This is a genomic window from Paraburkholderia sp. RAU2J, assembly GCF_003634845.1.
GTDB lineage: Bacteria > Pseudomonadota > Gammaproteobacteria > Burkholderiales > Burkholderiaceae > Paraburkholderia > Paraburkholderia fynbosensis.
Map to the genome: position 1 here is coordinate 341,142 of NZ_RBXG01000001.1, position 18,553 is coordinate 359,694.

Annotated in this window: 17 protein-coding genes and 1 pseudogene; 10 read left to right on the forward strand and 8 right to left on the reverse strand. The window is 65.1% G+C overall.

The features are described 5' to 3' along the window. Nucleotides 1-6: 6 nt before the first annotated feature. Nucleotides 7-150 (reverse strand): hypothetical protein, encoded by a 144-nt coding sequence (locus B0G69_RS41305; protein WP_199731133.1) that lies wholly within the window; start codon nt 148-150, stop codon nt 7-9. Nucleotides 151-358: 208 nt separating this feature from the next. Here B0G69_RS41305 and B0G69_RS01565 point away from each other — a divergent pair, with 208 nt between their 5' ends. After that, entirely contained in the window at nt 359-1,072 is a 714-nt protein-coding gene (locus B0G69_RS01565; protein ID WP_121315349.1) for a helix-turn-helix transcriptional regulator, read from the forward strand. Between the two features lie 215 nt (nt 1,073-1,287). Then, nucleotides 1,288-4,056 carry a DUF6600 domain-containing protein gene (locus tag B0G69_RS01570; protein WP_121315350.1) on the forward strand — a complete coding sequence of 923 codons (2,769 nt, stop codon included), beginning with the start codon at nt 1,288-1,290 and terminating at the stop codon, nt 4,054-4,056. Between the two features lie 129 nt (nt 4,057-4,185). Here the strand turns inward: B0G69_RS01570 and B0G69_RS01575 are convergent, their stop codons facing one another. Both B0G69_RS01575 and B0G69_RS01580 read right to left on the reverse strand, forming a co-directional pair. Beyond that, complete coding sequence (locus B0G69_RS01575; protein WP_121315351.1) at nt 4,186-5,157, reverse strand: thymidylate synthase; 972 nt, start codon at nt 5,155-5,157, stop codon at nt 4,186-4,188. A 363-nt stretch (nt 5,158-5,520) separates the two neighbouring features. Next, a complete protein-coding gene (locus B0G69_RS01580; protein ID WP_121315352.1) occupies nt 5,521-6,915 on the reverse strand; it encodes a sigma-54 dependent transcriptional regulator in 1,395 nt (464 codons plus the stop codon). Nucleotides 6,916-7,446: 531 nt separating this feature from the next. Between B0G69_RS01580 and B0G69_RS01585 the strand changes: the two genes are divergently transcribed. From B0G69_RS01585 to B0G69_RS01595, 3 genes and pseudogenes are all read left to right on the forward strand, one after another. Beyond that, a complete protein-coding gene (locus B0G69_RS01585) occupies nt 7,447-7,905 on the forward strand; it encodes a hypothetical protein (RefSeq protein ID WP_121315353.1) in 459 nt (152 codons plus the stop codon). A 165-nt stretch (nt 7,906-8,070) separates the two neighbouring features. Beyond that, nucleotides 8,071-8,259, forward strand: a pseudogene (locus B0G69_RS41700) (hypothetical protein); the annotation flags it as partial. A gap of 193 nt (nt 8,260-8,452) precedes the next feature. After that, nucleotides 8,453-8,953, forward strand: a complete 501-nt coding sequence (locus tag B0G69_RS01595; RefSeq protein WP_121315354.1) for a dihydrofolate reductase — start codon at nt 8,453-8,455, stop codon at nt 8,951-8,953. Nucleotides 8,954-9,099: 146 nt separating this feature from the next. Here the strand turns inward: B0G69_RS01595 and pmbA are convergent, their stop codons facing one another. Continuing rightward, nucleotides 9,100-10,470 carry a metalloprotease PmbA gene (gene pmbA, locus B0G69_RS01600; RefSeq protein WP_121315355.1) on the reverse strand — a complete coding sequence of 457 codons (1,371 nt, stop codon included), beginning with the start codon at nt 10,468-10,470 and terminating at the stop codon, nt 9,100-9,102. 354 nt (nt 10,471-10,824) lie between these two features. Between pmbA and yjgA the strand changes: the two genes are divergently transcribed. Both yjgA and mog read left to right on the forward strand, forming a co-directional pair. Beyond that, complete coding sequence (yjgA, locus tag B0G69_RS01605; protein WP_121319017.1) at nt 10,825-11,436, forward strand: ribosome biogenesis factor YjgA; 612 nt, start codon at nt 10,825-10,827, stop codon at nt 11,434-11,436. Continuing rightward, nucleotides 11,417-12,070 (forward strand): molybdopterin adenylyltransferase, encoded by a 654-nt coding sequence (mog, locus tag B0G69_RS01610; RefSeq protein WP_121315356.1) that lies wholly within the window; start codon nt 11,417-11,419, stop codon nt 12,068-12,070. Before yjgA ends, mog begins: the two co-directional genes overlap by 20 nt. 26 nt (nt 12,071-12,096) lie before the next feature. Here the strand turns inward: mog and orn are convergent, their stop codons facing one another. Next, nucleotides 12,097-12,708 carry an oligoribonuclease gene (gene orn, locus B0G69_RS01615; RefSeq protein ID WP_121315357.1) on the reverse strand — a complete coding sequence of 204 codons (612 nt, stop codon included), beginning with the start codon at nt 12,706-12,708 and terminating at the stop codon, nt 12,097-12,099. Between the two features lie 189 nt (nt 12,709-12,897). On the opposite strand from orn, the gene B0G69_RS01620 reads away from it, so the two are divergent. From B0G69_RS01620 to B0G69_RS01630, 3 genes are read left to right on the forward strand one after another with little or no spacing between them, the layout of a single operon-like run. Continuing rightward, nucleotides 12,898-14,157 carry a M48 family metallopeptidase gene (locus B0G69_RS01620; protein WP_121315358.1) on the forward strand — a complete coding sequence of 420 codons (1,260 nt, stop codon included), beginning with the start codon at nt 12,898-12,900 and terminating at the stop codon, nt 14,155-14,157. Beyond that, nucleotides 14,154-15,104, forward strand: a complete 951-nt coding sequence (gene rsgA, locus B0G69_RS01625) for a ribosome small subunit-dependent GTPase A (protein WP_121315359.1) — start codon at nt 14,154-14,156, stop codon at nt 15,102-15,104. Before B0G69_RS01620 ends, rsgA begins: the two co-directional genes overlap by 4 nt. Nucleotide 15,105: 1 nt before the next feature. After that, nucleotides 15,106-15,426: a DUF2007 domain-containing protein gene (locus B0G69_RS01630; RefSeq protein ID WP_121315360.1), complete on the forward strand. Its 321-nt coding sequence runs from the start codon at nt 15,106-15,108 to the stop codon at nt 15,424-15,426. 686 nt (nt 15,427-16,112) lie between these two features. Here the strand turns inward: B0G69_RS01630 and B0G69_RS01640 are convergent. From B0G69_RS01640 to rplS, 3 genes are all read right to left on the reverse strand, one after another. Next, the gene (locus B0G69_RS01640) at nt 16,113-17,051 is read right to left on the reverse strand and encodes a CobD/CbiB family protein (RefSeq protein WP_121315361.1); all 939 of its coding nucleotides are present in this window, start codon (nt 17,049-17,051) and stop codon (nt 16,113-16,115) included. Between the two features lie 163 nt (nt 17,052-17,214). Then, nucleotides 17,215-17,931 carry a CoA pyrophosphatase gene (locus B0G69_RS01645; protein ID WP_121315362.1) on the reverse strand — a complete coding sequence of 239 codons (717 nt, stop codon included), beginning with the start codon at nt 17,929-17,931 and terminating at the stop codon, nt 17,215-17,217. Between the two features lie 91 nt (nt 17,932-18,022). Next, nucleotides 18,023-18,409, reverse strand: coding sequence for a 50S ribosomal protein L19 (gene rplS, locus B0G69_RS01650; protein ID WP_020069334.1), 387 nt, complete (start codon nt 18,407-18,409; stop codon nt 18,023-18,025). Nucleotides 18,410-18,553: the final 144 nt, after the last annotated feature.

Consider the following 18,553-nt stretch of genomic DNA (forward strand, 5'->3'; position numbering starts at 1 on the left):
GGCGCCTTATTTGCGAAAGGTGATCCCTTCGTCGATCGTGCCGTACATGTTGATGCTGCCAGTGCCCGCCCCCGACCCCGCTCCGGCGCCGCCCTGCGCGCAGGCAGTGAACAGCAGCACCGCCGCCGCGACGGCAAGAAGAGTTTTCATCACAACGTATTCCTGCAAAGACAGGCTTCGATTCTAGCCTGGCGGGCCGGCGCGGCGCCGAAGCGCCGGCCGGGCCAACAGCGAGTGCGAGCGCACAGCGGGTTTTCGTAGCTGCCGCATTCGATCGTTCACGTTAAGCTGAAACATCGAATGCCGCAGTTCGCTACAGTGGACTGCATGGCGCCTCGCGCCGCCCTGGAGACCCCCGATGCCCGCCCCGCTCACCGACGACCAGAACCACTTTCCAGGCTTGAGCCGCATTGGCGCGCTGCTTGCCGATCCCGGCCGCGCCGCGATGCTGTGGGCGCTGATGGACGGCAGCGCCCGCCCCGCCGGCGAGCTGACGATGATCGCCGGCCTGTCGCCGTCGGCGGCCAGCGCGCATCTCGCGCGGCTCGTCGACGGCGGTCTGCTCGCGCTCGAAGTGCGCGGCCGGCATCGCTATTTCCGCATCGCGTCGCCCGACATCGCCGCGTCGATCGAAGCGCTCGCCAATGTCGCACAGGTCAGCGCGCCGCAGCGGGCCGTGCCGCGCGCGGCGCGCACCGTGCCGCTCGACATGCGTTACGCCCGCACCTGCTACGACCACATGGCGGGCGAGTTGTCGGTGCAGGTGTTCGAGCGGCTCGTCGGGCGCGGTCTGCTGACGCTGCACGGCACCACGCTCGAAGCGACCGCCGAGGGCGCCGCCCGCTTCGCCGAATGGGGCATCGACATGTCGGTGCATAAAAGCCGCCGGCGCCGCTTTGCCTGCACCTGCCCCGACTGGAGCGAGCGGCGTCCGCATCTGGGCGGCGCGCTCGGCGCGGCGCTGCTCGACTCTTGGTCGGCGCATGGCTGGGTCGAACGGACCGAGCGGCCGAGAATCCTGCGGATCACGCCGGCGGGGCGTCGTCATTTCGATGCGTTTCTCGCGGCGTGAGCTGCTCGCAAGCGCCGGATTTGCGCGCCGATAGTCGCCAATGAGCCGACGAATCGCGACGCCCAACCCGCGTCGGAACGCGCGGCGAGACCTTTTGTTACACGCCCGCGAGGTGGCCTTACAAAAGTGGGGGCCTTGAAACAGATGCCACGGGTAGAGTGACTTACGGACACTTACGGACCGATGCCGTTTGCCATGTCCGCAGGAGATAAGTCATGAGAACCGCCACCGCCCACGACCATTTGCGGCGCCGTATTCCGGGTTACACGCTGATCGCGGCCGCCGCTTTCCTGTTTGCCTCGCAAGCGTCGTGGGCGCAGGAGAGCCAGCCAGCGCCGCAGGACACCGCCGCCACCCAGGACAGCGATCCGCCGGGACGCATCGCCCGCCTGAACTACACTGCCGGCGCCGTGACCACGGAGCCCGCTGGCGCCACCGACTGGTCGTACGCGCAGATCAACCGTCCGCTCACCACCGGCGACCAGCTCTGGAACGATCAGAACGCGCGCTCCGAGCTGCACATCGGCTCGACCGCAGTGCGCCTCGGGCAGTCCACCAGCCTCGACGTGCTCAATCTCGACGACAACAGCGCGCAACTGAAAGTCGCCCAGGGCACGTTGTCGACCCGCGTGCGCGAACTGCCCCCGGGTTCGTCGTATGAGATCGATACGCCGAACCTCGCGCTCGGCGTAAACGGCCCGGGCGACTACCGCGTCGACGTCGCACCCGACGGCAGCAGCACCACTGTCACGGTGCGCAGCGGCAGCGCGACCGTCTACGGCGACGGCGGCCAGGTGCCCGTCACGGCCGGCCGGCAGGTCCGCTTCACCGGCACCCGGCTGCAACAACTCGCCGACGACCAGGTACCCGGCCTCGACAACCTCGACCAGTGGGCCGTGAGCCGCGATGCCGCCGAAGACCGCTCGGTGTCGGCGCGCTACGTATCGCGCGATATCCCGGGCTATCAGGATCTCGACGCCAACGGCACGTGGCGCGACAGCCCGCAATATGGCGAAGTGTGGGTGCCGCGCGCCACGCCCGCCGGCTGGGCGCCCTACCACGACGGCCACTGGATCTGGCAGGCGCCGTGGGGCTGGACGTGGGTCGACGACCAGCCGTGGGGCTTCGCGCCGTATCACTACGGCCGCTGGGCCCAGGTCGACGATACGTGGGCATGGGTGCCGGGTCCGGTCGAGCCCGACGCGCAGCCTGCCTACGCGCCGGCGCTGGTGGCGTTCGTCGGCGACGAGGAGGGCGCGGGCGGCGTGGCCGACTGGGGCGTGAATCTGGCGATCGGCGGGGTCGTGGCGGCCGGCGTCGCGTGGTTTCCACTCGGCCCCGGCGAGCCGTGGCATCCGCATTGGCGCGGGCGAGATCACTGGAGCCCCGGGTACTACAACCGCGTCAACCGCACGACGATCGTCAACAACGACAACCGCCACGTGGATGTCCACAACACGTACGTCAACTATCGCGCGCGCGGCGGCCTGACTGCGATACCGGCGACGGCGTTCGTGCACGGCCAGCCGGTCGGACGATTCGCGCAAAAGGTCGACCCGCGCGACTGGCGCCATCCACGGATCAACGCCGGCGGGCCGGGGATCGCGCCGGTACGGGAGAGTTTCGGGCCGGGTCAGCGCAATGCAAATTACCGGCCGCCGGCGGGCGTCGCGGCGCGGCCGGTGGTCGCGACGCGCAGTCCCGCGCTGCCCGCCGCTTATCACGACCGCCTCGCGCAGCGTTTCGCGCAAGGCGGTGGACGGGTGCCGGGCGGCGGCCAACCTGTGGTCAGGACTTCGGTGCCGGCGCAGATGAGCGCTGGCGCGAGCGCACTGCCGGTGCGCAACGTGCGGGTCGTGCAGTCGCATATCGCGGGGAGGACGCCCGGTGCGGCGGCGGGTGCCCCGGTGCCTGGGGCGCCCGAGGGCGTGCCGCAGATTGGACAGCGGCCGGGCGGTGCCGCTGCCGCGCTCCCGCGCGGGGCTGAGCCGCAAGCGCGTCCGGGGATGCCCCCGCAGATCGCCGATAATCAGCGTCCGCGGCAGGCGGGCGAAACGGGACATGCGTCGGCTGGCGTGCCCCGGCCACCGCAAGCGGGCGGCGGTAATCCGGGAGGTTATCCGCAGCAGCGTAGCGGCATGCCGGATCAGGCTGCACGGCAACCGGGCCTGAACGCGGGGCGCGAGCCGGTGTGGACGCAGCCGCATACGCCGATGGCACTGCAGGCGCAGCAGCGTAGCGGTCCGCAAGGGCAGCCCGGACAGCTGAGCGTCGGGCAGCAACAGCCCGGCATGCAGGGCAATGCGAGGATGCAACCGCATGGCATGCCGCGTTCCGGGGAGAATCTGGCGATGCAGCAGCGAGGGCGTCAGCAGGGATTTCAGCCTTCGCCGCAGACGCAGACGCCGGGCCAGGCGCAGCCGCAGGTGCCGCGGCCCACGGAGATTCAGGCCCAGCAGGCGCGTCAGGACTATGGTCCCGCGCAGGTGCCGCAGGCGGGAGCGCAAGCTCGGCCACCGCAGATGCAGGCGCCGCGTTCCGAATCACCACCGCAGCAGATGCAGCAGTTCCGGGCCGAACCGCCGCGTCCTCAGCAAGTGCAGCAGCCGACTCCTGAGCCACGGTCGCAGCAGGTGCAGCAGCCACATCTCGAACCGCGGCCGCAGCAGATCCAGCAGCCACGTCCTGAACCGCGGCCACAGCAGGTGCAGCAGTTCCGTCCCGAACCACGTCCGCAGCAGGTGCAGCAGCCGCGTCCCGAACCACGTCCGCAGCAGGTGCAGCAGCCGCGTCCCGAACCACGTCCACAGCAGGTGCAGCAGCCGCGTCCCGAACCACGTCCACAGCAGATGCAGCAGCCGCGTCCCGAACCACGTCCGCAGCAGGTGCAGCAGCCACGTCCCGAACCACGTCCGCAGCCGCAGCAGCAACACGCCGACCAGCATCCGGGCGGCGGCAATCGCGACGAGCATCACAAAGGCTGAGCGCGGCCGCGCCCTGCTATTCCGTCGACGCCCAAAACCGCGGCCTCCGGCATAAGCGCAAAAAATGACCCCCGCGATTCACATCGCGGGGGTTTGACTACCGCCCTGCTGAAACGACCGCCGACGCGCTCAAACAGCCATCGGCGCCGTCAACGGTTCATGATGCCGATAATCCACCAGGGAGAAATCCGCCGGCTCGATCTTCTCCAGCCATTCCGGCTCGTACACGCCGGTTTTCGCGTACTCCGGCACACGCTCCGAGATCGCGAATGCCGGGCTCCCGTAAGGCTCGCGTGTGAGCTGCTGCTGCAGCATATCAAGCTGGTTCTCGTAGATATGCGCGTCGCCGATGAAATACGTAAACCAGCGCGGCGTATAACCCGTCAGGCGTCCGACCAGATGCAGCAATGCCGCGCCCTCGGTCAGATTGAACGGCGTACCGAGTCCAACGTCGTTGCTGCGGATATAGAGGCACAGCGAGATTTCGCGGCGCGCGACGTTCGGCAGGAACTGATACAGCAGATGGCAAGCCGGTAGCGCAATCTGATCCAGCACCGCTGGGTTCCACGCGTGAAACAGAATGCGCCGATCGGCGGGGTTCTGCATGATCGTGTCCAGGCACTGGCGCAACTGGTCGATCGCCTTGTAAAGCAGCACCTTCGGCGCGCCGTTTTCCTCAAATTCGGTCACCACCTGGAAGCCGCGCGCGCTCGCATCGGCAAGCTGCGCGCTCGCGCCGGCATCGAGCACCTTGTACGCCGGCCATTGCCGCCACTGCACGCCGTACACGTCGCCGAGATCGTCCGGGCCTTCGCGATACGGATTGGCGAGCCATTGCGGATTCTGGTTGGCGTTCGCATCCCACACCTTGCAGCCGAGCTCGCGAAAATCCGCGGCGCTGCGCGATGCGCGCAGAAACCCGATCAGTTCGCCCACCGCCGACTTGAACGCCAGCTTTTTCGTCGTGACGGCGGGAAAGCCCTGCTGGAGATCGAAGCGCAGCATCGCCCCCGGCATGCTGATGGTGCGGATGCCGGTGCGGTTCTCCTGCCACGTGCCGGTGTCGAGAATCGTGCGGACGAGGTCTAGGTATTGTTTCATGCGGGTTCCTTCGACGAGGCGCAGTCACGGTCGACGCGCGCGCCTCGGGATTGAGCGGAAAACCCGATTTTAACAAGCACAGCCCGCCGACGCCTGGTCGCGACGTCGTCGCAGCGTGAAAATTGGGGAATGGCAAGCGGCGCGGGCCAAAAAATCCGAGCGGGTGTTCCGCACGCGTCGGGCTCGCCGGCGAGGATGGCTCCGCGAGGACAAGCTTTCACGAAGCGCGTGGTTCAAGCACGGCAGAAGCACCGCCGGAAGCCGGCCAGGCCCGGGCAAAGCCCGTCAGGGCCCGTTGGCAGCAGGCAAAAGGCAACGCGGCAAAGGGCAAAGGGCGCGTGGAAACCGGGCGCCCCAAAACCGCTAAAGATGCGGCACCGACGCCGGCAAATCCCCATGGGGCGACGACATCGGCTCGCCTTCCATATGACGCATGCCATGCGAGCACAGCAGCCGGTACAACGTCACGCGCGAAATGCCGAGTTCCTGCGCGGCGTCGCCGAGCCGCCCGCGATGGCGCAGCAGCGCCAACTCGATCGCCTGACGCTCCGCCGCCTCGCGCGCCTGGGCGAGCGACACCGGCACGATTTCGACGTACTCGGCCAGTTCGAGATCGCGCGCCGTGATCGCCCGGCCCTCCGACATCACGATGGCCCGCCGAACCCGGTTGATCAGTTCGCGCACATTGCCGGGCCAGCCATAGTTATGCAGCGCCGCGATCGCGTCCGGCGCGAAGCCGCGCAGACGGCGGCTCGCATCCTTCTTGAAGCGTTCCAGCATATGACGCGCCAGCAGTTCGATATCCTTGCCGCGCGCGCGCAGCGGGGGCTCGTCGATCTGCAGCACGCATAGCCGGTGATAGAGGTCGGAACGGAAACGCCCTTCGATCATCGCGGCGGTCATGTCGACGTGGGTCGCCGAAATGATGCGCACGTCTACGTCGATCGCGCCATGGCCGCCGAGGCGCTCGACCTTGCGCTCCTGCAGGAAGCGCAACAGGCTCGCCTGGCTTTCGAGCGGCAGGTCGCCAATTTCGTCGAGAAAGAGCGTGCCGCCGTTGGCCGCCTCCACCCTGCCGATCTTGCGCTGATTGGCGCCGGTGAACGCGCCGCGTTCATAGCCGAATAGCTCCGATTGCAGCAGATGCGGCGGGATCGCGCCGCAGTTGATCGGCACGAACGGCGCATTGCGCCGCGCCGAGCGTTCGTGAATCGCGACCGCCGTCAGCTCCTTGCCGGTGCCGGATTCGCCCGAGATGAACACCGGCGCGTCGGTCATCGCCACTTTGCGGATCGAACGGAACAGCGCGAGCATCGCATCGCACGAGCCGACCATTTCGCCTTCGGCGCCTTGCGAGCCGTCGTTCGACGCCGGTTCGCCCAGCGAGATCATGCCGTAGGCGTGCCCGACCGAATCGACGATCCGGTCGCCCGCATAGGGCACGGTCACATAGTCGAAACAATAATCGCGCACGAGCCGGCGCAATGCGGCGTCCTGCAATTGGCCGGGCGTGGTGGCTGCCACCCAGCCGACGTTCGGCATGGTCAGGCAGGATTCGAAAGCGGTGATTTCGTGCGGCTGGAAATCGCTGGAGAGATCAAGCAGGCCGCCCGCCGCCATCCCGCCGCGAACCGCCCGGCGCACATCGCGCGCCGATCCGACGACTTCGACATGCCAGCCGCGCTGATGAAACCTCGAATGCAGTTCCGCGCTCGGATCGCGTGAAACATAAATCAGTTGCCGCGTTGCGGATTCCATTATTCAGATCCTCTCGTCAACGAACGTTAAGGATGACGCACGCACCTGAACCGCAATTCAGACACGCTGACTCGTTCGGGATTCGCGAATAGCGCAAACCGAACGGCCATTCCATTCCGTGCGGACAGCTGATCCCCAAGAAAGCGGCGTGTGTGTGTTTGAGACGGCCTGTTATCGGCTTTTTTAAATCTGAAGCTGTTTTCGAGAGCTTACTATACGCGCGCCGCTTGGAAAACAATTATGCGAATTTAATCCGGAACCTTTTACCAGCAAGGCCTGACGGCCCACCGCAGTTATTCAGCCGACGAATAAAACGAAGTGGAAGCGCTTTCCCAGCGTTATCCTAGGGAATCCGTATCGTCTGGATTAACGAATTGTAGGTATATTGTGCCGACCGTTTCAGCGTTGAAACGTTTTTGTCCGATTTTCATGAAAGTTATTCCGAGGGTTGCACGTCACATCCAGTCGTATCAGGCGATTGCGAGCGATGGCACAGGTTTCGCTAAATGCTGTGCACCGAGGAGATACATCATGCGAATCGCTTTGCGCATCGATCCAATCAGATTTGCACCGTGCGCCGCGAGCGCTCTAATCGCCTTGCCCGTCAGCGTCCACGCTGGGACTGCTCAGGCGCAATTCGCCAATGCCACGCACGCCCCGCGCGCCGGCACGGAACTCAACGCGACGCCATCGACTGACTGGACGACCGGTACAAGCGCCGAATCCAGCCCGCTCGCCGCCAACACGTCGGACACCCCGGCTGATGCCACATCCGTGAACGCTATTTCACTCGACGACCAGATGTTCTCGCGACAACGCGGCGGCGCGATCGGCATGGTGACGGTGGCCGCGACGCCACAGTTGCTGCGCGTCAACAGCGGCGGCCGGGTGACGCTCTGGGACGAGATCGCGCCGCCATCACCGCTGCCGATTCCGGTCGACGCCGCGCGCTCGGCCCAAGGCAACGTCGCTACCTACCAGAGAAAGTAGCGCGGACAAGTTAACGATACAAACCGGTGGCGGCACATCAACCTGCCACCCGCAGCAGACAGCACAAAACAGAGCAAAGGTCCGAGACATGACCACCACTACCCGGGTGCCGCGCGCGCTCGGGTCGTCGGCGGCGGCGCCCCCGCTCGCCGGCTGCCTGTCGCTGTGGCCACCGCACTCGCCCTATGCACCGCCTGCCTCGCCGACCATGCGTGCGCGCAGCAGGCCGTCGATCCCGGCGACATCATCGTCGAGCGCACGATCACGCCGCGCGACGCCTTCGTCCCGGTGCCGCGCAGTCAGGATCCGGTCGCGGTGCGGGTGACCACTTTCCCGGCTAACACGTTCAATCCGAGGGCTTGCGCGAACCGAGCGACGACGACGACAAGGCGGCCTTCGCCGCCGACGAGACGGCGCGGCAATGACGCATCCGGCCGGCGCGGCTGCGGGCGGCGAGCTGCGTGCGCGCAGGCACGGGGGAACCGCTGGGCGGAGTGCGCCGGCGCGTCAGGTAGAATCGATCCGGTTACGTTCCCCTTTCCACTCGATGACGACGCTCACCCTGATCGTCGCTCGCGCCAACAACGGCGTGATCGGCCGCGACAACCAGTTGCCCTGGCGACTGCCCGAAGACCTCTCGTTCTTCAAACGCACCACGATGGGCGCGCCCATCATCATGGGCCGCAAGACGCATGAATCGATCGGCCGGCCGCTGCCGGGACGCCGCAACATCGTCGTGACGCGCGATGCGACGCGCCGCTTTCAGGGCTGCGACGCTGCCACGACGCTCGAGGACGCGTTGCGCCTAGCCGCTCAGGATCAGGCGCCGGAAGCGTTTCTGATCGGCGGCGCGCAGTTGTACACGGAAGGTTTGCGGCAGGCGGACAAGTTGATCATCACCGAGATTTCGGCGGACTTCGAAGGCGACGTCACGTTTCCCAAGCTCGACGATAACGAGTGGGAAGAAGTCGCGCACGAAACGCATCGCGCAGATGCGCCGAACGACTTCGACTATGCGTTCGTCACGTATAAGCGCAAGCACGCCTGAGATCGCACGGCCGCGAGTCTGAAGCGTCCGGCGCCTTTGCACTACACGTGCCGGGGCGGCTCCATAAAAAACGCCACGCAAAAACCTTGCGTGGCGTTTTTTTATCGCGGTGGCCCCGGAGCAACTTGGCCAACCCCGCTGACCGCTTACTGCCCGGCGATCGTCATTCGTTCGATCAGCACCGAGCCGGTCTGCTTGGTGCCGCGCGTGATCGTATCCGCGCCGATCGCGACGATATGGCGGAACATCTCCTGCAGCGTACTCGCCACGGTGATCTCCTCGACCGGATACTGGATCTTGCCGTTCTCGACCCAGAAGCCCGATGCGCCGCGCGAGTAATCGCCCGTCACGTAGTTCACGCCCTGCCCCATCAGTTCGGTCAGCAACAGGCCCGTGCCGAGCTTCTTCAGCATCGCTTCGAAGTCGTCCTCGGGACGCGTGTTCGAGCTGCGCAACGACAGGTTGTGCGAGCCGCCCGCGTTGCCGGTGGTCTTCATGCCGAGCTTGCGCGCCGAATAGGTGGACAGGAAATAGCCTTCCACTACGCCATCCTTCACGACCGAACGCTGCTGGGTACGCACGCCTTCTTCGTCGAACGGCGCGCTGCCCATGGCGCGCACCACGTGCGGATCTTCGACGACCTGCACGTGCGGCGCGAACACCGGCTTGCCGAGGCTGTCGACGAGGAACGAAGTCTTGCGATACAGCGCGCCGCCGCTCGTGGCCTGCACGAAAGCGCCGAGGAGGCCTGCCGCGAGCGGCGCCTCGAACAGCACCGGCACCTTGCGGGTGTCGAGGCCGCGTGCGCCGATGCGCGAGAGCGCGCGTTGCGCCGCATAGCGGCCCACCGCCTCCGGGTCCGCCAGGTCGCCGGCGCTGCGGGTCGACGTGTACCAGTCGTCGCGCTGCATGTTGCGGCCGCTGCCGGCGATCGGCGCGCATGCGATGTAGTGACGCGAGTACGGATAGCCTGCGAGGAAACCGCGCGAAGTGGCCAGCACGAACTGCGAGTGCTGCGCCGACACGCTCGCGCCTTCCGAATTCTTGATCTGCGGGTCGGTCGCGAATGCGGCGTCTTCCGAGCGGCGGGCGATTTCCACCGCTTCGTCGGCGGACAGATTCCACGGGTGATAGAGATCGAGATCGCGCGGCGCGGTCTCGAGCAGCTCCGCTTCGGCGAGCCCGGCGCAGTCGTCTTCTGCCGTGAAGCGCGCGATGTTGTAGGCCGCCGCGACCGTGTCCTTCAGCGCTTGCGACGAAAAGTCCGAGGTGCTCGCATTGCCGCGCTTGTTGCCGATGAACACCGTCACGCCGACCATCTTGTCGCGGTTGTGCTCGATTGTCTCGACTTCGCCGCGCCGCACGGACACGGACAGGCCGTCGCCCTCGGAGATCTCGGTTGCCGCGTCGGTGCCGCCGAGCGACTTCGCGTGACGAAGGATGTCCGAGGCGATTTCCTTCAGTTCATCCTGGGTATGCGGAAAAAAGCGCTGCTTGACGTCCATGTCTGCTGCCATTGTCGTTGCCGTCCTGTTCGGGGCCGGGCGGCCCAGGGTGTTCGCACATGCCACGCCCATGCTCGTGCAGATGCGCGGTGGCGTGCGTGATGGTTGACGCATCCCGCGATCATAGCAAGGTACGCGCCGCCGTACCTGGCATTCGCGGGGGCTTGCATCCACCTGCTTGGGCGGCGCCTGGTTTGCGGGTTGGAACGCGTGCTGGCTTGCTGGCTAATGAGGGGAGGCCAGGGATTTGCGCAGGTCGATCGTGACTTGCCTGCCGCCTGCTTCAGACTGCGGCTTCGCATGGCGCGAGGGTGCATCCACAGCCCCGGCGCGGGTTCGGCGGGCGCGGCACGCTACAATATCGGCATGACACGCAAAACCCGCATTCAAACCATCGAATCCACCGCGCCGGAAGTCGACGAGAACGGTTACGATCGTCCCAGCAAGTCCCAGCTCAAGCGCGAGATGCACGAGCTGCAGGAACTGGGCTCGGCGCTGATCGCGCTGCCCAAGGACGCACTCAAACGCATGCCGATGCCCGAAAAGCTCGACGACGCCGTGCGCGAGGCGCGCCGCATCACCGACCACGAAGGCAAGCGCCGCCAGGTGCAATACGTCGGCCGCGTGATGCGCTCGCTGCTCGACGAGGAAACCGCCGCACTGCGCACCGCGCTCGACACCTACAACGGCGTCAACAAGGCGGAAACGGCCAAGCTCCACTGGATCGAGCGCACTCGCGACAAACTGCTCGCCGACGACGCCGCGCTGACCGAGTTCATCCGTCAGCACCCGAACGCCGATCCCCAGCAGGGCCGCACGCTGATCCGCAACGCCCGCAAGGAAGCGCAGCAAAGCAAGCCGCCGCGCTATTTCCGCGAGCTGTTCCAGTGGATCAAGAACGCGGACGGTCCGTCCGCGCAAAGCGATTCCGATGCCGACGACGCCCCGGAAGACGACGATGACGACCGCGACGAATAAGTCCCCGCGCCGGCACCCCGACGAACTCGTGATCGGCCTCGTGTCGATCAGCGACCGCGCGTCGACCGGTGTCTACGAGGACAAAGGCATTCCGGCCTTGCAGGAATGGCTCGGCACGGCCCTGAGTTCACCGTCGCAGGTCGTCACCCGTCTGATCCACGATGACGCGCCCACCATCTCCGCCACGCTCATCGAACTGGTCGACGAAGTGGGCTGCGACCTGGTGCTGACCACCGGCGGCACCGGCCCGTCGCGGCGCGACGTGACGCCCGAGGCGACGCTCGCGGTCGCGACGAAGGACATGCCGGGTTTCGGCGAGCAGATGCGGCAGATCAGCCTGAATTTCGTGCCGACCGCGATCCTGTCGCGCCAGGTGGCGGTGATCCGCGAAACGGCGGAGCATGCGGCGCTGATCATCAACCTGCCGGGCCAGCCGAAGTCGATCAAGGAAACGCTGGAAGGTTTGCGCGATGCGGACGCGGGCGAAACCCGCGGTGCGGTGAAGGTGCCGGGCATTTTCGCGGCGGTGCCGTATTGCATCGACCTGATCGGCGGGCCGTACGTGGAAACCAACGCCGACGTGGTGAAGGCGTTCCGGCCGAAGAACGCGGTGCGCGCGCCCCGGCCGGCTTAACGCTAAAGCCTGGGCGCTTCGAGCGCTTATTCCGCGGCAGTAGCCGCGTCAGGCGCCGACGGAATCAGGAAGTGCTCGCGGTAGTACTTCAGTTCGTCGATCGACTCGTGGATGTCGGCCAGCGCCGTGTGCATCGCGCGCTTCTGGAAGCCCTTGTAGATGGTGGGCTGCCAGCGGCGGCACAATTCCTTCAGCGTGCTGACGTCGAGATTGCGGTAATGGAAGAAGCGCTCCAGATCCGGCATCCAGCGCGCCATGAAGCGGCGGTCCTGGCAGATCGAGTTGCCGCACATCGGCGATTTGCCGGGCGGCACGTACTGCGCAAGAAATTCGCGAATCTGTTCGGTGGCGTCGGCTTCGCTGACCGTGGCAGCCTTCACGCGGTCGATCAGGCCCGAACGGCCATGCGTGTTCTGATTCCACTGATCCATTTTGGCGAGCGTTTCGTCGCTCTGGTGAATTGCCAGCACCGGACCTTCGACCATCCTGTCGAGCGTCGAATTCGTCACGACCACCGCGATTTCGATGATGCGGTCGGAGTCGGGCTCGAGCCCGGTCATTTCCATGTCCAGCCAGACGAGATTCATGTCACTGCGTACGAGCGGCGGCTGTTCGGTGGATGCGAGGATGTCAGTCATTGAGGGCAACCCTGATGGCCTGGCCGGCGGCTTCGTGCAAAGCCTGCCTGCCCCGGCGCTGGTTCGTTTGAGATGGTTTGAGCGTTGACTCGAGCCGATTTGAAGCGGCTTGAGCCCGTTTAAGCGTATCTCCCGCCACGAGGCGGGAACAAACATATAATTCTCGCATAGATACCACGGAATCCCTGGATGCCTACCCTGTACCTCACCGTTCTGTTCGTCATCGCCGTCGTGGCGATGGTCGGCACCAAACTATGGCTCGCGTCGCGGCAGATCCGCTTCGTCGCCGGCCATCGCGAGCGGGTGCCCAGCCAGTTCGCCGGCACCATCCAGCTGAGCGCGCACCAGCGCGCCGCCGACTACACCGTCGAGCGCACCCGCCTCACCATGATCGAAGTCGTGGTCAGCGCGGCCATGCTGATCGGCCTCACGCTGCTGGGCGGCGTGCAGGCGCTCGATCTGGCGATCTCCGACTGGCTCGGGCGTGGCTACCTCGGCCAGATCGCCCTGGTCGCCGTCGTGATCGCGATCACGAGCGCGGTCGACCTGCCGTTCGATTACTACCGGCAGTTCGTGATCGAACAGCGCTTCGGCTTCAACCGGATGAGCAAGCGCATTTTCTTCCTCGACCGCATCAAGGGCACGCTGCTCGGCGCCGCGTTCGGCCTGCCGCTGCTGTTCGTCGTGCTGTGGCTGATGAACCAGGCCGGCAGTTTGTGGTGGCTGTGGACGTGGATCGTGTGGGTGGCGTTCCAGATGCTCGTGCTCGTGCTGTATCCGTCGTTCATTGCGCCGCTCTTCAACAAGTTCGAGCCGCTCAAGGACGAAGCGCTGAAAAGCCGTATCGAAGCGCTGATGAAGCGCTGCGGCTTCGCCGCCAAAGGCCTCTTCGTGATGGACGGCAGCCGCCGTTCGGCGCACGGTAACGCGTACTTCACCGGCTTCGGCGCGGCCAAGCGGATCGTGTTTTTCGACACGCTGCTCGCGCGTCTGTCCGGTAGCGAGATCGAGGCCGTGCTCGCGCACGAACTCGGCCACTTCAAGCGCCGTCACGTGATCAAGCGGATGCTCGTCACCTTCGCGATCAGCCTCGTGATGCTCGCATTGCTCGGCTGGCTCTCGCAATGCGTGTGGTTCTACGAAGGGCTGGGCGTGCGGCCGTCGCTGATCGGCGGCAATAGCGGTCTCGCGCTGGTGCTGTTCTTCCTCGCGCTGCCGGTGTTCCTGTTCTTCGTCACGCCGCTCGGCAGCCTCACCTCGCGCAAGCACGAGTTCGAAGCCGACGCGTTTGCCGCGACGCAGACCGACGCGCAAGACCTCGTGAACGCGCTCGTCAAGCTGTACGAGGACAACGCGTCGACCCTGACGCCCGATCCGCTCTACACCGCGTTCTACTACTCGCATCCGCCGGCGTCGCAGCGGATCGACCGACTGTTGCGGCACGCATGAGCCGCTCCCCGAAAGCGCCGCGCGCGTCGGCCAGCACGCGCGTAGGCGGCCTCGTGGTGGCCGCGCATGGCCGCCACTATCTGGTCGCGCCGGAAGATGGCGCGCCGATGCTCCAATGCTTTCCGCGTGGCAAGCGCAGCGAGGTGGCGGTCGGCGATCGCGTGATTTACGAACCGACCTCCGCGGATCAAGGCGTGATCGTCGAGATCGGCGAACGGCGCAACCTGCTGTATCGCTCGGATCAGTACAAGTCGAAGCTGTTCGCGGCCAATCTGGATCAATTGCTGATCGTGCTCGCCACCGAGCCGCATTTCAGCGAGGACCTGCTCGGCCGCGCGTTGGTCGCCGCCGAAGCGAACGAGCTGAAACCGTTGATCGTGCTCAACAAGATCGACGTAACCGGCGAGCTCGAAGGTGCGCGCAAGCGGCTCGAGTCGTATCGCGAGCTGGGCTATACGGTCGTCGAGGTGTCGATCAAGATGCAGCCCGAGGCCGCACGCGCTGCATTGGTCGAACATCTGCACGGCCATTCGACGCTGCTGCTCGGCCAATCCGGTATGGGCAAGTCGACGCTCGTGAACCTGCTGATTCCCGATGCCGAAGTCGCTACGCGCGAGATTTCGACCGCGTTGAATAGCGGGCGCCATACCACGACCTTTACGCGGCTTTATCCGTTGCCGAACCTGGACGGCAGCAACACGGGCGGTGCGTTGATCGACTCGCCGGGCTTCCAGGAATTCGGCCTGCATCATCTGACCGAAGGCAGGCTGGAGCGCGCGTTTCCGGAGTTCCGGCCGCTGTTGCCGAACTGCCGCTTTTACAACTGCCATCACTTGCACGAGCCGGGCTGCGCGATTCTAGAAGCGGTCGCCGATGGCCGCATCCGCCGCGAGCGGCATGCGCTCTATGCGCAACTCGTGCACGAAGCCAGCCAGATCGTGCGCTGACATGAAGCTGATGCGCGCACCGAATCTGATCACCGGACAGCATTGGGTCAACGTGCTGGAGACCGCGGGCATCGCGTGCGAGTTGCACAACCGCTATCTGAACGGCGCGCTCGGCGATATCCCGGCGGATCAGTGCGCGCCTGAGTTGTGGCTCGTCGATGAACGCGACGAGGCCATGGCCCGGCGCTTGATCGACGCGGCCTCGCATGGACCGGCGGCGGACTCGCCCGGCTGGCGATGCCGTCAGTGCGGCGAACTGCTCGAAGCGCAGTTCACGGTGTGCTGGCAATGCGGGACTGCGCGTGATCCGTTGGATGGATGAGGGATGGGGGTCCTGCGTGCGAGCGCCGGCGAGGTTGGTCAAGACGTTTGCGCGTAGGTCGAAGGCAAATAAAAAACCGGGCGTGCCGGTTCTCGCCGCCCGCGCTCAGATTGCACAGGAGCCAGCCCGACATGAAGCCCCTGTCGAATACGATGATGGAGTTGGCAGGCACACGCGCAATGAGTTCGCGCGCCGAGACCATTTCGTTGATGTCGTAAGGCCCGAACACTGCATCGCGCACCAGATGCGTGGCAAGCGCGGTGAGCGTGACCGCGCGCAGTTGGGATAGCTGCCAATACGGCCATGTGCAGCGGCAGAGGCGCCGAAATGCTTACGGTTGGCGGCACTGTCGGCGGTGCGCAGCGTGGTGCCATCCATCGCGAACAGCGATAGTCCCTTGAAAAGGTACGGGTCCTGATCCTGCGCAATGCAGTTTCTGGCTGATTCGTGAAACGGCCACGCAAGCGGCGCCGCGCCCGGCCGCCCCCATTCGAGCGGTGGTTGTGATTCGACGAGAAGGCGCAGATCATCAACCAGCACGGCGATGCAAGCTAACATCGTCACGCCCCGCTTACAACTACTTTGCGCGGCCAACAAAAATGCCGTTCAGTCGCTTAACTGAACGGCATTCCGCCTCACGGGCGGCTCTTTTATTGCGCTACGTTTGCCCTGCCAACATGCTCGCCTCAAGCCAGCCACACGGCTATGGTCAGCATCAAGAGCAGAATCATCCACAGCACGACCGCGCGCCACACCAGACCCACCGCCGATTGCAGCGTGCGCGGCGTGCAGTCGTCGCCGACCTGCATCGGACCGCCATCGCCGGTGGCAAGCGCGTCGAGGCTCGACGGTTCGGCGAGCGGCCCGCTCAGACGTGCACCCAACGCCCCACTTCCCGCGGCCAGCAGTACACCGTCGTTCGCATCGGGCCACTGACGCGCATGATTGCGCCACGCATAAATCGCGTCCTCGAAATTGCCGACAATCGCAAAGCCCAGCGACGTCAAGCGCGCCGGCACCCAGTCGATCACGAAGAAGGCGCGCTGCGCGAAGCTCGAAAACGCGGCGGTGCGTTCATCGCCCGGGCGCGCCCATGCACGCGCCAGATATTCGGCAACCCGGTACAGCACCGCGCCCGCCGGCCCGACCGGAATCAGGAACCAGAAGAACACACCGAACACATGGCGGTGCGAAGCAACCACCGCATGAATCAGCGTATGACGGACGATCTCGCTGACCGGCATGTCGACCGTTTCGAGCCCGGTCCATTCATTCAGAATTTCACGCGCGCGCGGCACGTCGTCGTTGTTCAACGCGAGGTGAATGTCGGTGAAGTAATGGCTGAACTGGCGGAAGCCGAGCGTGAAGTACAGCACCGCGACGTTCCACAGGAACGCCAGTGCGAAATGGATGTGATACAGCACGTAGTAGACGAGCGCGACCGCCAGCGTCCAGGGCACCACTACCACGAGCCATGCGAGCAAGCCATGCTTGGGCTTGCCGGCATCGAATCCGTGCGCTGCCGACTCCGCATGGTATTGAAGCAGCGCAGACACCGGGTTGCTCGGTGACAGCGCGCGTACCTGTTCAATGATCAGAGCCAGCAATACGGAGAAAAATGTCATGCGATGCGCCGTGCTTTTTGAGTTTTTACGATTGTTTTATAACGATAGCACAGGGTCGGATTCGACTGAGCGCCGACACTGGCAAACACCGGGCCGGTGCACAGTCACGCGCAATTTGTGTGGTAACTCGCGCAACGACGCATGCAGTGACTCATGCAGTGACTCATGCAGCGAGGAAACGATACAGGTTGCGCAGCATCGCCGCCGTCGCGCCCCAGATGAAATGGTGGCCGCCGACTCCGCCGCCCTGCCCGTGCGACTCCGTTGATTCGCTGCGCGGATACGGCATCGTGAAAAAGCGTCGCTCGCCACCCTCGTAACGGAACACACGCACTTCGTGATTCGCCGGGTCCATCAGAAACGCGAGCGGCACTTCGAAGACCTCGGCCACTTCGAGCGTATCCATTTGCAATGCGAACGGCGGATGCACGAGACCGATCACCGGCGTCACACAAAAGCCGGTGCCGGTCAAATAGTCGGGTAATGCGCCGAGAATTTCCACTCGCGACGGTTCGAGGCCAACCTCTTCGTGCGCTTCGCGCAGCGCAGTCGCAGTGGCATCGGCATCGAACGGTTCCTGACGGCCGCCAGGAAAACTCACCTGTCCGGCGTGATCGTTCAGATGATCGGCACGCTGCGTGAGCAGCACGGTGAGCCCATGATTGCGGACCACGAGCGGCACCAGCACCGCGGCCACGCGCGGATCGCCCTCGGTATTGCGCCACGGCGTTTCGATTCTAGGCTCAGGCGTCCAGTCGAGAGGCTGCTCGAAGCGGGCGCGCAGGCCATCAGGGGTAAGGCGCTCGGCGGCGACCGGCGGCAGATGGGCACCGGTGGCTTCGACGGGCAGCGTTTCAGGCTCAAAGACGGGGCGGATCAACGGGTCTCTCGAATGAGCGGATAGGGGACATGCCGCTATTTTGACCTGGCAAACAAAAAAGCACCCGCGAGGGGTGCTTTTCTTACAGCATTTACGCTTGGGAAGCAGCGCGGTCTTTCGAGACCAGCTTTTCCTTGATTCGAGCCGACTTGCCCGAACGGTCGCGCAGGTAGTACAGCTTCGCACGACGCACATCGCCACGACGCTTCACGACGATGCTTGCCAGCAGCGGCGAGTACGTCTGGAACGTACGCTCGACGCCTTCGCCCGACGAAATCTTACGGACGATGAAAGACGAATTCAGACCACGGTTACGCTTGGCGATCACGACGCCTTCGTAAGCCTGAACACGCTTACGCGTACCTTCAACCACGTTCACGCTGACGATCACCGTATCGCCGGGGGCGAATTCGGGGATGGTCTTCTCGCCGAGGGCGCGCGCGATTTCTTCCTGCTCGAGTTTTGCAATCAGATTCATCACTGACTCCTAGATCCATCTTGTCGGCGTTCGTACCTGCCTCGCGGAAAATGCTCGGCTACGGCCCCGATAGAGGATGGGTTCACATCTGGCGCCGTACACGCATGTGCGGCGCCGCCTGGTGTCCGCTCGAAAGACCGCCGG

Coding starts and splice junctions, on each gene's coding strand:
- B0G69_RS41305 (WP_199731133.1), bottom strand. CDS start 150: ATGAAAACTCTTCTTGCCGTCGCGGCGGCGGTGCTGCTGTTCACTGCC.
- B0G69_RS01565 (WP_121315349.1), top strand. CDS start 359: ATGCCCGCCCCGCTCACCGACGACCAGAACCACTTTCCAGGCTTGAGC.
- B0G69_RS01570 (WP_121315350.1), top strand. CDS start 1,288: ATGAGAACCGCCACCGCCCACGACCATTTGCGGCGCCGTATTCCGGGT.
- B0G69_RS01575 (WP_121315351.1), bottom strand. CDS start 5,157: ATGAAACAATACCTAGACCTCGTCCGCACGATTCTCGACACCGGCACG.
- B0G69_RS01580 (WP_121315352.1), bottom strand. CDS start 6,915: ATGGAATCCGCAACGCGGCAACTGATTTATGTTTCACGCGATCCGAGC.
- B0G69_RS01585 (WP_121315353.1), top strand. CDS start 7,447: ATGCGAATCGCTTTGCGCATCGATCCAATCAGATTTGCACCGTGCGCC.
- B0G69_RS01595 (WP_121315354.1), top strand. CDS start 8,453: ATGACGACGCTCACCCTGATCGTCGCTCGCGCCAACAACGGCGTGATC.
- pmbA (WP_121315355.1), bottom strand. CDS start 10,470: ATGGCAGCAGACATGGACGTCAAGCAGCGCTTTTTTCCGCATACCCAG.
- yjgA (WP_121319017.1), top strand. CDS start 10,825: ATGACACGCAAAACCCGCATTCAAACCATCGAATCCACCGCGCCGGAA.
- mog (WP_121315356.1), top strand. CDS start 11,417: ATGACGACCGCGACGAATAAGTCCCCGCGCCGGCACCCCGACGAACTC.
- orn (WP_121315357.1), bottom strand. CDS start 12,708: ATGACTGACATCCTCGCATCCACCGAACAGCCGCCGCTCGTACGCAGT.
- B0G69_RS01620 (WP_121315358.1), top strand. CDS start 12,898: ATGCCTACCCTGTACCTCACCGTTCTGTTCGTCATCGCCGTCGTGGCG.
- rsgA (WP_121315359.1), top strand. CDS start 14,154: ATGAGCCGCTCCCCGAAAGCGCCGCGCGCGTCGGCCAGCACGCGCGTA.
- B0G69_RS01630 (WP_121315360.1), top strand. CDS start 15,106: ATGAAGCTGATGCGCGCACCGAATCTGATCACCGGACAGCATTGGGTC.
- B0G69_RS01640 (WP_121315361.1), bottom strand. CDS start 17,051: ATGACATTTTTCTCCGTATTGCTGGCTCTGATCATTGAACAGGTACGC.
- rplS (WP_020069334.1), bottom strand. CDS start 18,409: ATGAATCTGATTGCAAAACTCGAGCAGGAAGAAATCGCGCGCGCCCTC.